Annotated in this window: 15 protein-coding genes and 1 pseudogene; 12 read left to right on the top strand and 4 right to left on the bottom strand. The window is 67.6% G+C overall.

Annotated features, from left to right (window positions below; genetic code table 11):
* The first annotated feature begins 79 nt into the window (after window positions 1-79).
* The 4 genes from W7S_RS03920 to W7S_RS03905 are packed head-to-tail and all read left to right on the top strand — an operon-like array spanning window position 80 to window position 3,644.
* Entirely contained in the window at window positions 80-1,171 is a 1,092-nt protein-coding gene (locus W7S_RS03920) for an amidohydrolase family protein (RefSeq protein WP_041297753.1), read from the top strand.
* Between the two features lie 30 nt (window positions 1,172-1,201).
* Entirely contained in the window at window positions 1,202-2,347 is a 1,146-nt protein-coding gene (locus tag W7S_RS03915) for an amidohydrolase family protein (RefSeq protein ID WP_014710984.1), read from the top strand.
* 1 nt (window position 2,348) lies between these two features.
* Window positions 2,349-2,762 (top strand): Rieske 2Fe-2S domain-containing protein, encoded by a 414-nt coding sequence (locus tag W7S_RS03910; protein ID WP_041297751.1) that lies wholly within the window; start codon window positions 2,349-2,351, stop codon window positions 2,760-2,762.
* A gap of 15 nt (window positions 2,763-2,777) precedes the next feature.
* Entirely contained in the window at window positions 2,778-3,644 is an 867-nt protein-coding gene (locus W7S_RS03905) for an alpha/beta fold hydrolase (RefSeq protein ID WP_014710982.1), read from the top strand.
* Between the two features lie 26 nt (window positions 3,645-3,670).
* Here the strand turns inward: W7S_RS03905 and W7S_RS03900 are convergent, their stop codons facing one another.
* Window positions 3,671-4,144, bottom strand: coding sequence for a hypothetical protein (locus W7S_RS03900; RefSeq protein WP_014710981.1), 474 nt, complete (start codon window positions 4,142-4,144; stop codon window positions 3,671-3,673).
* 36 nt (window positions 4,145-4,180) lie between these two features.
* Here W7S_RS03900 and W7S_RS03895 point away from each other — a divergent pair, with 36 nt between their 5' ends.
* The 3 genes from W7S_RS03895 to W7S_RS03885 are packed head-to-tail and all read left to right on the top strand — an operon-like array spanning window position 4,181 to window position 6,982.
* On the top strand, window positions 4,181-5,485 hold the full coding sequence (locus W7S_RS03895; RefSeq protein WP_014710980.1) for an NADH-ubiquinone oxidoreductase-F iron-sulfur binding region domain-containing protein: 1,305 nt from the start codon (window positions 4,181-4,183) through the stop codon (window positions 5,483-5,485).
* Window positions 5,482-5,778: a ferredoxin gene (locus tag W7S_RS03890; RefSeq protein WP_008253702.1), complete on the top strand. Its 297-nt coding sequence runs from the start codon at window positions 5,482-5,484 to the stop codon at window positions 5,776-5,778. The genes W7S_RS03895 and W7S_RS03890 overlap by 4 nt, the downstream gene beginning before the upstream one ends.
* A gap of 28 nt (window positions 5,779-5,806) precedes the next feature.
* On the top strand, window positions 5,807-6,982 hold the full coding sequence (locus W7S_RS03885) for an acyl-CoA dehydrogenase family protein (protein ID WP_014710979.1): 1,176 nt from the start codon (window positions 5,807-5,809) through the stop codon (window positions 6,980-6,982).
* Here W7S_RS03885 and W7S_RS03880 read toward each other — a convergent pair whose 3' ends face one another.
* From W7S_RS03880 to W7S_RS03870, 3 genes are read right to left on the bottom strand one after another with little or no spacing between them, the layout of a single operon-like run.
* Window positions 6,983-7,939 carry an LLM class F420-dependent oxidoreductase gene (locus W7S_RS03880; RefSeq protein ID WP_014710978.1) on the bottom strand — a complete coding sequence of 319 codons (957 nt, stop codon included), beginning with the start codon at window positions 7,937-7,939 and terminating at the stop codon, window positions 6,983-6,985. It lies immediately after the preceding gene.
* A 21-nt stretch (window positions 7,940-7,960) separates the two neighbouring features.
* The gene (locus tag W7S_RS03875) at window positions 7,961-8,704 is read right to left on the bottom strand and encodes a hypothetical protein (protein WP_014710977.1); all 744 of its coding nucleotides are present in this window, start codon (window positions 8,702-8,704) and stop codon (window positions 7,961-7,963) included.
* An 11-nt stretch (window positions 8,705-8,715) separates the two neighbouring features.
* On the bottom strand, window positions 8,716-9,639 hold the full coding sequence (locus W7S_RS03870; protein ID WP_008253696.1) for an NAD(P)-dependent oxidoreductase: 924 nt from the start codon (window positions 9,637-9,639) through the stop codon (window positions 8,716-8,718).
* A gap of 106 nt (window positions 9,640-9,745) precedes the next feature.
* Between W7S_RS03870 and W7S_RS27745 the strand changes: the two are divergent.
* The 5 genes and pseudogenes from W7S_RS27745 to W7S_RS03845 all read left to right on the top strand — a co-directional run bounded on the left by W7S_RS27745 (window position 9,746) and on the right by W7S_RS03845 (window position 14,404).
* A pseudogene (locus tag W7S_RS27745) lies at window positions 9,746-10,069 on the top strand (hypothetical protein).
* Between the two features lie 114 nt (window positions 10,070-10,183).
* Entirely contained in the window at window positions 10,184-11,839 is a 1,656-nt protein-coding gene (locus tag W7S_RS03860; protein WP_014710975.1) for an OB-fold domain-containing protein, read from the top strand.
* 41 nt (window positions 11,840-11,880) lie between these two features.
* Window positions 11,881-12,795: an alpha/beta hydrolase gene (locus W7S_RS03855; protein WP_008253690.1), complete on the top strand. Its 915-nt coding sequence runs from the start codon at window positions 11,881-11,883 to the stop codon at window positions 12,793-12,795.
* The gene (locus W7S_RS03850; RefSeq protein WP_008253689.1) at window positions 12,795-13,610 is read left to right on the top strand and encodes an NAD(P)-dependent oxidoreductase; all 816 of its coding nucleotides are present in this window, start codon (window positions 12,795-12,797) and stop codon (window positions 13,608-13,610) included. Before W7S_RS03855 ends, W7S_RS03850 begins: the two co-directional genes overlap by 1 nt.
* The gene (locus W7S_RS03845) at window positions 13,607-14,404 is read left to right on the top strand and encodes an NAD(P)-dependent oxidoreductase (RefSeq protein WP_081490064.1); all 798 of its coding nucleotides are present in this window, start codon (window positions 13,607-13,609) and stop codon (window positions 14,402-14,404) included. Before W7S_RS03850 ends, W7S_RS03845 begins: the two co-directional genes overlap by 4 nt.
* Window positions 14,405-14,496 lie beyond the last annotated feature (92 nt).

Here is a 14,496-nt window from a genome sequence, read left to right as displayed (position 1 = left end):
CTCAGCAAAATGTTAGATTGGCTATTCACATGACCTCGCACGGCTCGCTGTTGGCCGCCGGAGCCGAAGGGTGGCTCTCGTGATCACACACGCTGACGGGACAAGCACACCGCTAATCGACGCGAGCGTGCACATCTTCTTCCCGTCCAACAAGGCGCTGCGGAAGACCCTGCGGGAGCCGTTCAAGAGTCGCGGCTTCCCCGATTACGAGATGGACTGGTACGGCGCCCCCGGCGGGGAGTACGCGCCCAACACCGAGGGGCCGGACCGGCAGTACCCGGGGTCGGATCCGGATTTCGTTGCCACCGAACTCTTTACGAAGCGCGGGGTCGACGTGGCGGTCCTGCATCCGATGGGCCGTGGCATCATGCCGGACCGGCATTTGGGCAGTGCGCTGCACGCCGCGCACAACGAAATGATGGTGTCGAACTGGCTGGAGTCCAGCGAGTTCGGCGAGCGGTTCCGCGGCACCATCCGGGTGAACCCCGACGACATCCCCGGCGCGTTGCGGGAGATCGAGAGATGGCGTTCCCACCCCCGCGTGGTTCAGATCGGCGTCCCGTTGCAGTCCCGCGAGCTGTACGGCAAACCGCAGTTCTGGCCGATTTGGGAAGCCGCGGTCGACGCCGGGCTGCCGGTGGCCGCGCACATCGAGGTCGGGTCGGGCGTCGCGTTTCCGCCGACACCATCCGGGAACACCCGGACCTACGAGCACTACGTCAGCTTCATGGCGCTGAACTACCTGTATCACCTGATGAACATGATCGCCGAGGGAGTATTCGAGCGGTTCGACGGCCTCAAGTTCGTGTGGGGCGATGGCGCCGCCGACTTCGTGACGCCCTTCATCTGGCGGATGGACACGTTCGGCCGGCCGCACCTGGAGCAGACGCCGTGGTCCCCGCGGATCCCCAGCGACTACCTGCCCGGTCACGTGTATTTCGTCCAGGGCAGCCTCGACGGCCCCGGCGACGTCGAGTTCGCCGGCGAGTGGTTCGGCTTCACCGGCAAGGACGACATGGTGATGTTCGGCTCCAGCTATCCGCACTGGCAGTGCGGCGATATCACCAAGCTGCCCAGCGCGATCTCGCCCGACCAGCGCGAGAAGTTGTGCTGGCGTAACGCGGCGCAGCTCTACGGCATAGACATTCCCGCCGGGGTGGGCGCACAGTAGAAGTAAGACGTTGAGACTGAGGAGTTTCGAATGACGTTGACCCACTCTCAGGAGCGGCTTCCCGCTGCCGAGCGCATCGCCGTCCGGTGCGTCGACTCGGACGTCCACCCGGCACCCAAGCGCGGAGAGCTCCTCCCGTACATCCCCGAGCCCTGGCGCAGCAAGTACTTCCTCACCCGCAACGTGGGTGAGCAGATCTACTATGACGCCCCGGACTACGCGCACTCCTACGCGATGCGGGTGGACTCCTTCCCCGCCAACGGCGAGTTCCCTTGCAGCGACCCGGACTTGGCGTTCCGCCAGCTGATCATGGAGGCCGGCTCCGACATCGCGATCCTGGAACCGGCCGCGTATCCGGCGCGCATTCCCGAAGCGCAGCACGCGATGTCGGTCGCACTCAACGACTGGCAGGCCAATCACTGGCTGGACAGCCACAACAACTGGCACGAACGGTGGCGCGGTTCGATCTGCCTCGCCATCGAGGAGCCGGAAGAGTCGGTCCGCGAGATCGAGCGCTGGGCCGGACACCCCTACATGGCGCAGATCCTGATCAAGGCCGAGCCACGGCCCTCATGGGGCAACCCCAAGTACGACCCGATCTGGGCGGCCGCCACCAAGCACGACATCACCGTGAGTTGCCACCTGTCGCGCAGCCACTTCGACGAGCTGCCCATGCCGCCGGTCGGGTACCCCAGCTACAACCACGATTTCATGGTCACCTACTCCCTGCTGGCCGCCAACCAGGTGATGAGCCTGATCTTCGACGGAACGTTCGACCGCTTCCCGACGCTGCGGATCGTGTTTGTCGAGCACGCGTTCAGCTGGATTCTGCCGTTGATGTGGCGCATGGATTCGATCTACGAGGCCCGCAAGTCGTGGCTGGACATCAGGCGCAAGCCGTCGGAATACGTCAAGGACCACATCAAGTTCACCACCCAGCCGCTGGACTACCCCGAAGACAAGACCGAGCTGACCCGCGCGCTGGAATGGATGGAGTGCGAGAAGATCCTGCTCTTCTCCTCGGACTACCCGCACTGGACGTTCGACGACCCCCGCTGGTTGGTCAAGCACCTACCCAAGCACGCGCGGGACGCGGTGATGTACAAAAACGGCATCGCGACCTATCACCTGCCCGAGACCGTTCCGGTTCTCGAGGGTCAGACCCGGGTGCTCTGAATTGACGACTCAAGAGGAAGGGGCAACCACAAGGCGCCCCGAACCCCGCCTCGCCCAGGGCCGCGAGCATGTCGTTGCCACGGTGGACGAAATCCCGCCGGGCACACACAAACTGGTACCGATCGGGCGGCACGGAGTCGGCGTCTACAACGTCAACGGCACCTTCTACGCCATCGCGAATTACTGCCCCCATCAAGGCGGTCCGCTGTGTTCGGGGCGCGCCCGGGGACGCACGGTCGTCGACGAGACCGCGCCCGGCGACTCGGTGATGGTGCGCGACCTGGAATACATCTACTGCCCGTGGCACCAGTGGGGTTTCGAGCTGGCGACCGGCACCACCGCGGTGAAGCCGGAATGGAGCATCCGCACCTACCCGGTGCGCGTCGTCGGCAACGACGTTTTGGTACAGGCCTAACTACAGGAGAATCGGGTGCCTTCTATCGAGATCAACGGGGGAAATGTCGTCTATGAAATCCTCGGTGACTCAGGAGATCTCATTGCCCTGACGCCCGGCGGCCGGTTCAGCAAGGAGATCCCCGGCCTGCGACCGCTGGCCGACGCCCTGGTCGCGGGCGGCTATCGGGTGCTGCTGTGGGATCGGCCCAACTGCGGCGCCTCGGATGTGCAGTTCTACGGGCAAAGCGAATCCCACATGCGCGCCGAGACGCTGCACAAGCTGGTGACCGGCCTGGGCTTCGAGCGCTGCATTCTCGCCGGAGGCTCTGGCGGGGCGAGGGATTCGATGCTCACCACGATGCTCTACCCCGAGATGGTCACCAAGCTCGTGGTGTGGAACATCGTCGGCGGCATCTACGGCACCTTCGTGCTCGGTTCCTTCTACATCGTTCCCAGCATCCTCGCGGTGCGCGGCACCGGCATGGACGGCGTGGTGAAGGTGGCCGAATGGCGGGAGCGCATCGAGGAGAACCCGGACAACAAGCAGCGATTCCTCGACTTCGACAAAGACGAATTCCTGAAGGTGATGCTGCGCTGGCTCAACGCGTTCGTTTCCAAGCCGGGGCAGACGATTCCCGGCGTCGAGGATGAGATGTTCGACCGGATCAAGGTGCCCACCTTGATCATTCGCGGCGGCGAGAACGACATGGATCACCCCAAGCGGACGTCGCTGGAGGTCAGTTGCTTGATCAAGGGGTCAAAGCTCATTGATCCGCCCTGGCCCGAGGACGCCTGGGAGCGCGCGTCCGAAGACCGCGCCGCCGGCAGGGTGCAGCATTTCAACATGTTCGACACGTGGGTGCAGGCGGCGCCCGCGATCCTGGAATTCCTGGGCTCGTAATGTCCCTACGTCGTCTTTTGTGGTTCCTACCGGGTGCGAATGTGGACCTCGCAATTGAGCGACGCCTCCAGCGCCGTGTGCACACGGCTTTCCGGAATCCGTTCGAGGTCTTTCTCCCGAAGCGTCACGTGCACGATGTCGAAGCCGTCGTCGCCCGGGGTTCGCTCGATGTCACCGGTCAGCCCGAAGGCGGACAGCACCCCGTGTGCGTCGTCGTTGGTGCCCCGGCTGACGAAGGTGATCACACCCGGGCGTGGGGTGGTGCCGAAAGCTTTGGCGCACAGTCCGATTGCGGTGTTCTGCGCGGCGCCGCTGTCTTCGGCCGCGATGAGCAATTCGACCTCGCGGCGGCGCACCGGCATGGTGGCGAGGTCGTTTTTGACCACGTCGTCGCCGGCCGCGGCCGCGAGCTCGTGGAGAGCTGCCATGCCGTCACGTAGTTGTGCGGGCGTGAGCCCGCTTTCCGGGTCGACGTTGACACGCACCACGGCAGTTCGCATGTGTGCAAGCCTAACTAAGACGATGGCAGGCCAGCTTTGAACACCACCCAGTCCGCAACCACCACCGCCGTCCCCGCCGGGTGCTCGCCGCGGCTGCTGTCCGAGCAGGCCGGCCGGGAAGACCTGGCCGCCTACCGGCAGGCCGGCGGCTATCACCCGATGACCGACACCGACGCGTTGCTGAGCGAGGTGGAGGCCAGCGGACTGGTCGGCCGGGGCGGCGCGGCGTTCCCGCTTGCGGTGAAACTGCGGACGGTGCGCGAGAACGGACGCCTGATGGCGGACACCGGTGGCCCCGTCGTGGTCGCGAACGGCGAAGAGGGAGAACCGGCGTCGATCAAGGACCGCTGGCTGCTGCGCAACCGTCCGCACCTGGTATTGGACGGGCTGCGGTTGGCCGCAACGATTGTTGCCGCCGACCGCGCCTACCTCTATGTGTCGGACGCGGAGTCGGCGCACAGCGTCGAGACCGCGCTGGGCGAACTGGGCCCCGACACGCTCGGCGTGCCGATCACCATGCTGACCGTGCCGGCCGGCTACGTGGCCGGCGAGGAGACCGCGGCCGTCCGCGCGATCAATGGCGGCCCGGCCAAGCCAACGGACAAGCCGCCCCGCCCATTCGAGGCGGGCGTCGACGACCGGCCGACCTTGGTGAGCAACGTCGAGACCTTGGCGAACCTGCCTTACCTGCAGCGGCATGGCTCGGCGGCGTTCCGCGCGCAGGGCACGCCGCTGTCGCCGGGTACCTTCCTGGCCACCATCACCGGGGCCGGGCGACCGCCGGTCCTCTACGAGCTTCCCCACGGCCTGCCGTTCACCGAATTGCTTGCCCTGCACGGCGTTCCGGCCGACCAAGTGCGCGGCGCATTGATGGGCGGCTACTTCGCCGGCCTGCTCAACCGCTCTGTGCTGGAGACGACGCTGGACCACGAGACGATGCGACGGGTCGGCAGCGGGCTGGGCTGCGGCGCGATCTCGGTCATCACGGACGACTGCCCCGTCGCCGTGGCGGCGTCGGTGCTGGCCTATTTCGACCGCGAGAACGCCGGACAGTGCGGCTCGTGCTTCAACGGCACGGCGGCGATGGCCGCGGCGGCCGGTGCCCTGCGTGACGGCGCCGCAACCCCAGGGGACGTCGAGCGGCTGCGACGCTGGTCGGTGGTGCTGCGCGGGCGCGGGGCCTGCGCGACCCTGGATGCCGCCACCAACGTGGCCGCCAGCCTGCTCGATCAGTTCCCGGACGAAGTCGGCGCGCACGTCGATGGCGCGTGCCCGGACTGCGCCCGCGGCGCGTTCCACGCCGAGCGCCCCTACGAGGCGGAAGCTGTGAGGCACGCATGAAAATCCGTCTGGACCGCACCATTTGCGACGGCTTCGGCATCTGCGCCAAACACGCGCCGGGATACTTCTCGCTGGACGACTGGGGGTATGCATCCCTGATCGGCGATGGCACGGTCGCGGAAGCGGACCGCGATGCGGTCATGCGGGCGCTGCTGGACTGCCCCGTGCACGCGATCACCGAGATCGGTCAGCGCACCGCTCGCGCCCCCCAGCCGCCACTCGCCGATGCCGAGGATCCGGCGGAGAATCTCAAAACCGAAGAGAACGAAGCCGAATGGGGATTCACCCGTTGACCTTCTCCGGGCGTGAATCTTAACGACCATGCAACTCACCTTTGACGCCGACGTTGAAACCTTCCGCGCGGAATTCGTCGCCTTTCTCGACGAACATCTGCCGGCGGAGGCCCAGGCCGCGGAGCGCCCCTCGTCGACCTCGCATGTGCCCGAGTGGTCGCGCCGCTGGCAGCGGCTCCAGTTCGACCACGGGTGGCTGCTGCCCGGAAACCCACCGGAATTCGGCGGCCGCAACGCCGACATCCTGCAGCAGTTCGTGCACCGCGAAGAACTCTCGCGGCGCCGGATCTATCACTGCTTCAACCCCCAAGGCGTGGGCATCATCGCCGCGTCGCTGCTGTCCTTCGGGACCGAGGAGCAAAAGCAGCGCTGGGCCGTCCCGATTCTGCGGGCCGACAAGACCGCCTCACTGGGAATGAGTGAACCCGGCGCCGGCTCCGACCTGGCCGGGCTGCGGACGAAGGCCGAGTTGGTGGGCGATCACTTCGTGGTCAACGGGCAGAAGGTATGGACGTCGGGCGCCCATGACGCCGACGTCATCCTGACCTTCGTTCGCACCGACCCAGATGCGCCGCGGCACAAGGGGATCAGTGCCCTGCTCATCCCGACCGAAACCCCCGGGGTTCAGCGCCGCCCCTTCGCCTCGGTCTATGACCCCGACGAGCTCGACTTCAACGAGGTGTTCTTCAACGACGTCCGGGTGCCCGCGGACAACCTGGTCGGCCCGCGGGGCGGCGGATGGCGGGTCGCCAACGGGTCGCTCGGCCACGAACGCACCCTGATGTGGATGGCGTTCGCGAACCGGCTCGAGCAACTGCTCGAGGACTACCGGCCGGCCGACGAGCTGAACGCGGACCACTACGCCACCATTGTGATGGACTACTACGCGCTGCGGCTGCTCGGTTCGGCGGCGCTGGGGCGCGCGGCCCACGGCGACGTCGACGTCGCCGCCTTGTCGGTGCTGAAGGTCTTCGGTTCGGAGGCCGAGCAAAGCGCGCTGCGGCACGCGCTGGACGCGGCCGGCGCCGACGGGTTGCGCGCCAAGGGGCTGACGGCCCCGTACAACCCTTACGCCCCCGACCTTTTCACCGCCGGCTGGTTCGCCCGCTACATCAGCAGCTACGCGGGCACCATCGCCGGTGGCACGTCGGAGATTCAGCGCAACATCATCGCCCAGCGGGTCCTCGGCCTGCCGGCGCGCTGATCACAACTCCGGACACAGCGACGACAGGAAGTCCTGGGTCCGGCGCCGCGAGTCGGCCCGCTCGCCAACATCCTTGCCCAGCGGCACAATTCGCGCCGCCAGGTCGGTCACGCCCGCGTCACGGTAGCGGGACAACCGGGCGAGGATGGCCTGTTCATCGCCGGCCGCCATGGTGTCGCCGACGTCCTCGGCGTCGCCGTGTTCCAGCAGCCGCACGTAGTTCGGCGAGAAATCCGCGTGTCCGAGCACCTCGCTGGCGTAGGCGCGGGCATCGCCGACCTCGTTGGCCGAGCACAGGGCGACGGGAACACCGGCGACGATTCGTGGCGCCTGCCGCCCGGCCCCGGTCGCCGCCGAGGTGATGCGCGGGACGACGTGGTCCGCGATCGCGCGCTCGTCGGCCATCCACAAGATGGTGCCGCCGGCCCGCTCACCCGCGAGCCGCAGCATCGCCGGTCCCAGCGCCGACAACAAGATGGGCACGCCGTAGGCGTCCGTGACATCCACCGGCGAATGGACGCAATAGCTTTCGTTGTCGACGTCGACGGTGCCGGGTCCCCCGAACGACGCGTTCAGCACGTCGAGGTAGTCGACCATCAGGCGCGCCGGGCGGTCGTAGGCCAGCCCCAGTTGACCGTTGACGATCCAATGATGTGACGGACCGATGCCGAGCGTGAACCGCCCGCCGCACGCGATCTGCGTCGTCAAGGCTTGCTGCGCCATGATCATCGGGTGGCGCGTCTGGATCGGCACGACCGCGGTCCCGATCTCGATGCGATCGGTCGCCTGCCCGATGAGCGTCACGGCGGTCATCGCGTCGAGGTAGCCGGGAACCTGGGGAATCCAGAACGCGGCGAAGCCGGCGCTTTCGGCGCCCGTCCCGTCGTCGATCAGCCCGGCCAGCCGGTCCGCCCGCGCGCGCTCCTTGTCGGAGCCGACCATCAAGCCGATGCGCACGCGACCCTCGACTCTCGCTGTCTAGGGGACATATCGATCCCATTCGTAGGGCACCACCGCGAAAAACGGTGCGGCGAACAAGGGTTCGACGCGGTCATCGGCCCAGCGGTCGGTCAGCACCGGTCGCATCCGCTCCGCGGTGTCGACCGGGTCGTCATCCAGGAAGCAGTACGTGATCGACTGATTGCCCTGAGCGCTGGCCAGTTTGGCGTCGACCCGGCGCGAGAGCGCGGACCAGACACCGGTGACGCCGTCGACGTCGAGCAGCGGGTCCGGCGATGCCGATCCGCGTTCGACCAACAGGTACACACCCCGCGCGGGCAACCAGGGCAGGACGTCCGACCCGGCCTTGATCCCGGGTGCCGCCGCCTTGTGCTGGACGTCGTACACGCCGCGCTCCACCGGTGGCAGCAAGGCAAGCTTGCGGCCGGCGTTGCCGAGCGCGGTGGACAATTCGTTGAAATCGTGCAGGCCGGCGACGTCGGCGAAGAAGTAGGTCATCACGTGGTCGACCGCGCTCAACGGCCCCTCGGTGAGCGCGCGTGCGGAGCGGCAGGCCGGCGTGGACACCAGGCGCAACGAGGCGCGCACCGCGGCCAGCCGGTGTTGTTCCGGGCGGTGGTCGAGGGTGTGCCAGCGCAGGTATTCGGCGTCCTTGCCCTCGGGGTGCCGGGTCGCCATGGACACGAACAGGGTGCTGATCCCGCCATTACCCGTGGCAAGGATTTCGGTGACCTCGTCCGAGGGTGTGCCGGGTAGATGCATCGCGTTCGTCCTCACCGTCGCGTCGAATCGTGCTGGGGCAGCGCTATTTCGGGATGACGGGCCGCAATCATGCGGCGGAAGCCCTCGCGCCACGGCACCTTCGTGCGGCCGAGCACCTCGTGCATGTGGGTGACGTCCGGCCACAGCGGCGTGTGCGCGTCGGGCGTGTATTCGAAGGTGGGCTCGACACCGATCAGCTCACCCATGAACGTGCAATAGTCCTCGACGCTGACCGTTTCGCTGCCGGCCCAGTTCACCACGACCGGCGGGGTCGCGGCCACTTCCATGGCGCGGATGCCGAGTTCCACGTAGTCGTCCTCATAGATCGGGTTGTAGTTGTTCGGCTTGTCGGGATGCAGTCGAATGGGCTTGCCCGCCAGCATCGCATCGAGGCGGTCGGCGGGCGCCCCGCCCTGCGGCCCGTACGTCGAACAGATCCGGATGATGGTCAGCGGAATGCGAAAATGCCGGGCGATCCATCTGCAAACCGCCTCCGCCGCAACCTTGGAGAAGCTGTAGTTCGCGCGCAGCGGCACCCCCGGCGGGTCGGCCTCCGTCAAGGGGCGCTGTCCCTGGTACGCGTAGATCGACCCGGTCGAGCACAACACGAAGCCTTTGGCGGCGCGGCAGTGGTAGAGCAATTCGCCCGACATCTGCGCATTGGTTTCGACGCAGCGGCCCCAGTCTTCTGCGCCGGGGTCGACCGCCGCGTGAAAGACGTAGCTGAAATCCTCGGGGAGACTGGAGAACTCGCCGGCGCCGACGTCCAGCGCGATGGGTTTGACGCCGGCCTCGACGAGTTTTTCCCGCGCCGTCGCATCTTTCAGGCGCGCGGCGCCCCACACCTCGTTTCCCGCTGCCGCCAGGGCGCGCGCGATGGGAAACGCGATCTTGCCCGTCGCCCCGGTGATCAGGATCTTCTCCGCTTCGAGCAACCAGGCCTCCCAATGTTAAGTACTTGATATCGCGCTTGGAGCATAGCGTCCGACGCAATAAGCTGAAACCCGCCAACGTCGGAAAGGCCCCAATAGGAGGCCCACCATGCAGTGGTTTGTTCGTCGTTTGACCGCCGGCATCGCGGCCGCCGTCGCGGCGATGGCGGTCGGGATGTTCGCCACCCCGGCGATCGGCTCCGCGGAGTGCGATCGCAACATGTCGTGGAATCGGACGACCGAAGAGTGCAAACCGCCGCCGCCACTGCCGGACTGGTAAACCGCTCCGCCGGAATACGCGCCGTCGTTTGCGGCGCAGGACGTGCCGCCGCCTCCTCCGCCGCGGCCATGGTGGTCACCGAACGAACCGATGTGGAATGCCGGTTTCCACCAATGGGGTACCTATTTCACCGGCACCTGGGTGCCGTACTGACGGCGCTCGCACGGCAGGAGCGGTCTAGATCGTGCCTGCTCGCAAGTGATAACGTGATTCTCCGATTCGTATAACGGCCCTACCGAATTGGCCGTGCGACGCACCGGAGGTGACGTGTCAGCAGCACCCGGCCGCCCATTGCCCCTGGTCACGCCCGAGAACGAGTTCTTCTGGACCTCGGGCGCAGACGGAAAGCTCCGGCTGCAGGAATGCAAGAGCTGCGAAGCGCTGATCCACCCACCGGCGCCGGTGTGCCGATACTGCCGCTCGTTGGATGTGGGGGTCCGCGCGGTCTCGGGCAGGGCGAGCCTCGCCGGATTCACCATCAACGAACGATTCAGCCTGCCCGGCTTGCCGGCGCCATACGTGGTCGCCCAGGTCGCCATCGCTGAAGACCCGCGGGTTCGCCTGACCACCAACATGGTGGAGTTCGATCCCGACAAGCTCGAACTCGGCCAGCAGGTCGAGGTTGTCTTCGAACACGTCGAGGACGTGTGGTTCCCGCTGTTTCGGCCCGTGCCCGACGCCGAGCCCGCCGCCCCGCCCACCGACGAGATCGCACCCGAGCGCTTCGGTGAGCACGTCCGGCCCATGCTCACCACGGAGAAGTTCGAAGACAAGGTCGCGCTGACCGGGATCGGCATGTCGCCGATCGGGCGTCGGCTGATGCAGCTGCCGCTGGCGCTGACCGTGCAGGCGTGCGAGGCGGCGATCGCCGACGCGGGCCTGACGTACGCCGACATCGACGGCCTGTCCACCTACCCCGGCGGGATCAATGTCGCCGGCTTTGGGGAGGGCGGCGTCACCGCTCTCGAAGCCGCGCTGGGCATTCGGCCGACATGGCACAACGGCGCCATGGAAACGTTCGGACCCGGCGGGTCGGTGATCGCCGCGATGCTCGCGGTCGCCTGCGGGTTGGCGCGTCACGTGCTGTGTTTCCGGACGCTGTGGGAAGCCACCCACGGCGAGCTGATGAAGCAGGGCAAGATCGCCCCGTCCATGGGCCGAATGTCGGGCTGGCAGATGCCATTCGGCGCAACCTCGGCGGCGCACACCCTGGCGATGAACGCGCAGCGGCACTTTCACCGTTACGGCACCACCAAGGAGACGCTGGGCTGGATCGCGTTGAACCAGCGCGCCAACGCCGAACTCAACCCGACCGCGATCTACCGCTCTCCGATGACGATGGAGGACTACCTCGAGGCGAGGCCGATCACCACGCCCTTCGGCCTCTACGACTGCGACGTGCCCTGCGACGGCGCGATCGCCGTCATCGTCTCCGCCGCTGACGCCGCCCGCGACCTGGCCAAGCCGCCCGTGCTGGTGGAGGCGGTGGGAACCCAGATCATCGAGCGAATCGACTGGGACCAAAGCACTCTCACCCACGAGCCGCAGGTACTGGGTCAGGCGGCGCACATGTGGACGCGGACCTCGCTGCGACCCGCCGACGTGGACGTCGCCGAGCTGTATGACGGATTCACCATGAACTGCCTGTCCTGGATCGAGGGGCTCGGATTCTGCGGAATCGGTGAAGCCAAGGAATTCCTGGACGGCGGCAAGAACATCGCGCGCGACGGCCAGCTTCCGCTCAACACGCACGGCGGCCAGCTTTCGCACGGCCGCACCCACGGCATGGGACTCATGCACGAGGCGATCACCCAGCTGCGCGGAGAGGCCGGCGATCGCCAGGTCGCCGGTGCCCGCGTCGGCGTCGTCAGCAGCGGCGGCCTCACTCCCAGCGGCGTGATTTTGCTGCGGTCCGGCACGTGAACACTCCCCGCCCTCGACTCGTCATCGTCGACGGGGTGCCGATGTCGGCCATCGTCGCCGAGGCCGCCGACCCGAAGGCCGTGATCGTGGCCATCCACGGCGGCGGCACCACCGCCGTCTACTTCGATTGCCCCGGCCACCCGTTGTCCTCACTGTTACGCAGCGGCGCCGCAGCGGGATTCACCGTCGTCGCGCTCGACCGGCCCGGCTATGGCAGCTCGGCCCCCTATCCGGAGGCGATGGCGCGGCCCGAGCAACGAGTCGACCTCGCATACGGGGCGGTAAATCGCATCCTCGGACAGAAGCCGCGCGGCGCCGGGCTGTTTCTGATGGGCCATTCGGGCGGCTGCGAACTCGTCATGCGGATGGCGGCCGACGGGCGCGGCGCGGATCTGCTCGGCATCGAATTGGCCGGGACCGGCCGACACTATCACCCCGCGGCCCGCGACATCCTGAAGACGGCGACGCGCGAACGTCGTCCCGCGGGACTGCGTGAGCTGTTGTGGCAACCCGAAAGCCTTTATCCGCCCGAGGTTCTCAACGGCGCGACGGTCTCCCCGACCGCCCCGTCCTACGAGGACCAGATGGTATCGAACTGGGCGCGCCAGGATTTCCCGGCGCTCGCCCCCGCCATACGCGTGCCGGTGCGGTTCAGCATCGCCGAGCACGAAAAGGTCTGGCAGAACGACGTTTCGGCGATGGACGAGATCGCGGAGCTGTTCTCCGCAACACCGCGGTTCAGCGTTCATCGGCAACCCGATGCGGGACACAACATCAGCCTCGGGCACACGGCGCCCGCATACCACGCCACGGTTCTGGCGTTCGCGGACGAATGCATAAGGGCCCGGTCGGATTCGTCCGACTCGCCGAACGTGACAGCACAGTCACCGTCGGGCCCGAACGTGACTGAGGTGTCACGCTCGGCCGATGACGAACCCGATTTGGAGGCCGGTTGATGCGCGTCGGGTTCATCGGGTTGGGCAGTCAGGGCGGGCCCATGGCGCGGCGCATCGCCGAGGGCGGCTACGCCACCACGCTGTGGGCGCGCCGGCCCGCGACGCTCGAGGCGTTCGCCGACACCCCGGCCCAGATCGCCGGTACGCCGGCCGAACTCGCCGCGGCCAGTGACCTGGTCTGCCTCTGTGTCGTCGGCGACGCCGACATCGACGAGCTCACCGGCGGCGAAGGCGGATTGCTCTCGGCGATGAAGCCGGGCGGCATCATCGCGGTGCACAGCACGGTGCACCCCAAGACGTGTCGCGAGCTGGCGAAGCGGGCTGGGGCGGTCGGTGTGTCGATAGTCGACGCGCCGGTGAGCGGGGGCGGCGGAGCGGCGGCGGAAGGCCGCCTGCTGGTGATGGCCGGCGGTGACACCGAGGCCGTCGAGCGCTGCCGCCCGGTCTTCGAAACCTATGCCGATCCGGTGGTTCATCTCGGCGAGCTGGGTTCGGGGCAGACCACCAAGCTGCTCAACAACTTGCTGTTCACCGCCAACCTCGCCACGGCGGCCACCGCCCTGTCGCTGGCGGACGCGCTGGGTGTCACCCCGGAGCGTCTCACCGAGGTCGTCTCCCGCAGCAGTGGAAACAGCTTTGCGCTCAATGCCCTTGGCGGCATCGGCGGGCTGGATCGGCTGGCCGGTGTCGCCGGGGGGCTGCTGCAGAAGGACGTCCGGCTGGTCGTCGACCTTGCCGACCAGGCCGGGGCCGACGGCGGCGCCGTGCTCGCGGCGGCCGATGCGGCGCTGACGCTGATGGAGCACCCCCGTTGAGGGTCGGATTCGTCGGCGCGGGGCGGATGGGTGGCCCCATGGTCGGTCGTCTGGTCGCGGCCGGTCACGACGTCCACGCCCTGGGCCGCACCGCCGAAAAGCGCCGCGAGCTCGAGCAACTGGGCGCGCGCGTCGTCGCGGACGCCGCCGACGCCGCGCACGCCGACGTGGTGGTGCTCTGCGTGTTCACCGACGAACAGGTGCGCCGGGTGTGCCTGGACGGCGGATTGCTACCGGCCATGCCGCCGGGATCGACGCTGGTGGTGCACACCACCGCCAGCCCCAACACCATCGAGGCCATCGCCGCGCGCGCCGATCATCTCGACGTCGTCGACGCCGCGGTCAGCGGTGGCCCGCACGACATCGCGGCCGGCCGGCTCACGCTGTTCGTGGGCGGGGCCAAACCAGCGGTGGACCGGGTACGACCGCTGCTGGGTTGCTACGGCGATCCGGTTCTGCACGTCGGGCCCGCCGGCGCCGGCCAGAAGGTGAAACTGGTCAACAACGCCCTCTTCGCCGCACAGATCGGGGTGCTCGCGGAGGCCATCCGGCTGGGCGAACGCCTCGGCGTGCCCGAATCGACGTTGCTGAGCGCCCTGGGCCGTGGCAGCGCGACCAGTCGCGTGCTGGACCTCGTCGCGGCGGGCGGGTCCGTCGCGTCGTTCATCGAGGTAACCGGCGGCTTCGTCGGCAAGGACGTGGCCGTGGTCCGCGATATCGCGGCGGAACTGGGCAGCGACCTGGGCGCGCTGGATCACGTCATCACGGCGATCGACACCGCGAAGTTGGTTTGAGATGCCAGCGTTTTGGTCTTTCCGGTTCGTCACGAAGGTATTACCGTTAGCGTTACAGTCGGGGACTCCGCTGTAAAGGTTTCAGCCCGACC

The organism is Mycobacterium sp. MOTT36Y (genome assembly GCF_000262165.1).
In the GTDB taxonomy this organism is placed as follows: domain Bacteria; phylum Actinomycetota; class Actinomycetes; order Mycobacteriales; family Mycobacteriaceae; genus Mycobacterium; species Mycobacterium intracellulare.
Note: the sequence above shows the minus strand (reverse complement) of the source record. Positions and strands in the feature narration are given on the sequence as shown.

What these genes read in the sequence shown, in the direction of transcription:
- W7S_RS03915 (WP_014710984.1), top strand. Translation starts at nt 1,202, where the DNA reads ATGACGTTGACCCACTCTCAGGAGCGGCTTCCCGCTGCCGAGCGCATC.
- W7S_RS03900 (WP_014710981.1), bottom strand. Translation starts at nt 4,144, where the DNA reads ATGCGAACTGCCGTGGTGCGTGTCAACGTCGACCCGGAAAGCGGGCTC.
- W7S_RS03890 (WP_008253702.1), top strand. Translation starts at nt 5,482, where the DNA reads ATGAAAATCCGTCTGGACCGCACCATTTGCGACGGCTTCGGCATCTGC.
- W7S_RS03885 (WP_014710979.1), top strand. Translation starts at nt 5,807, where the DNA reads ATGCAACTCACCTTTGACGCCGACGTTGAAACCTTCCGCGCGGAATTC.
- W7S_RS03875 (WP_014710977.1), bottom strand. Translation starts at nt 8,704, where the DNA reads ATGCATCTACCCGGCACACCCTCGGACGAGGTCACCGAAATCCTTGCC.
- W7S_RS03855 (WP_008253690.1), top strand. Translation starts at nt 11,881, where the DNA reads ATGTCGGCCATCGTCGCCGAGGCCGCCGACCCGAAGGCCGTGATCGTG.
- W7S_RS03850 (WP_008253689.1), top strand. Translation starts at nt 12,795, where the DNA reads ATGCGCGTCGGGTTCATCGGGTTGGGCAGTCAGGGCGGGCCCATGGCG.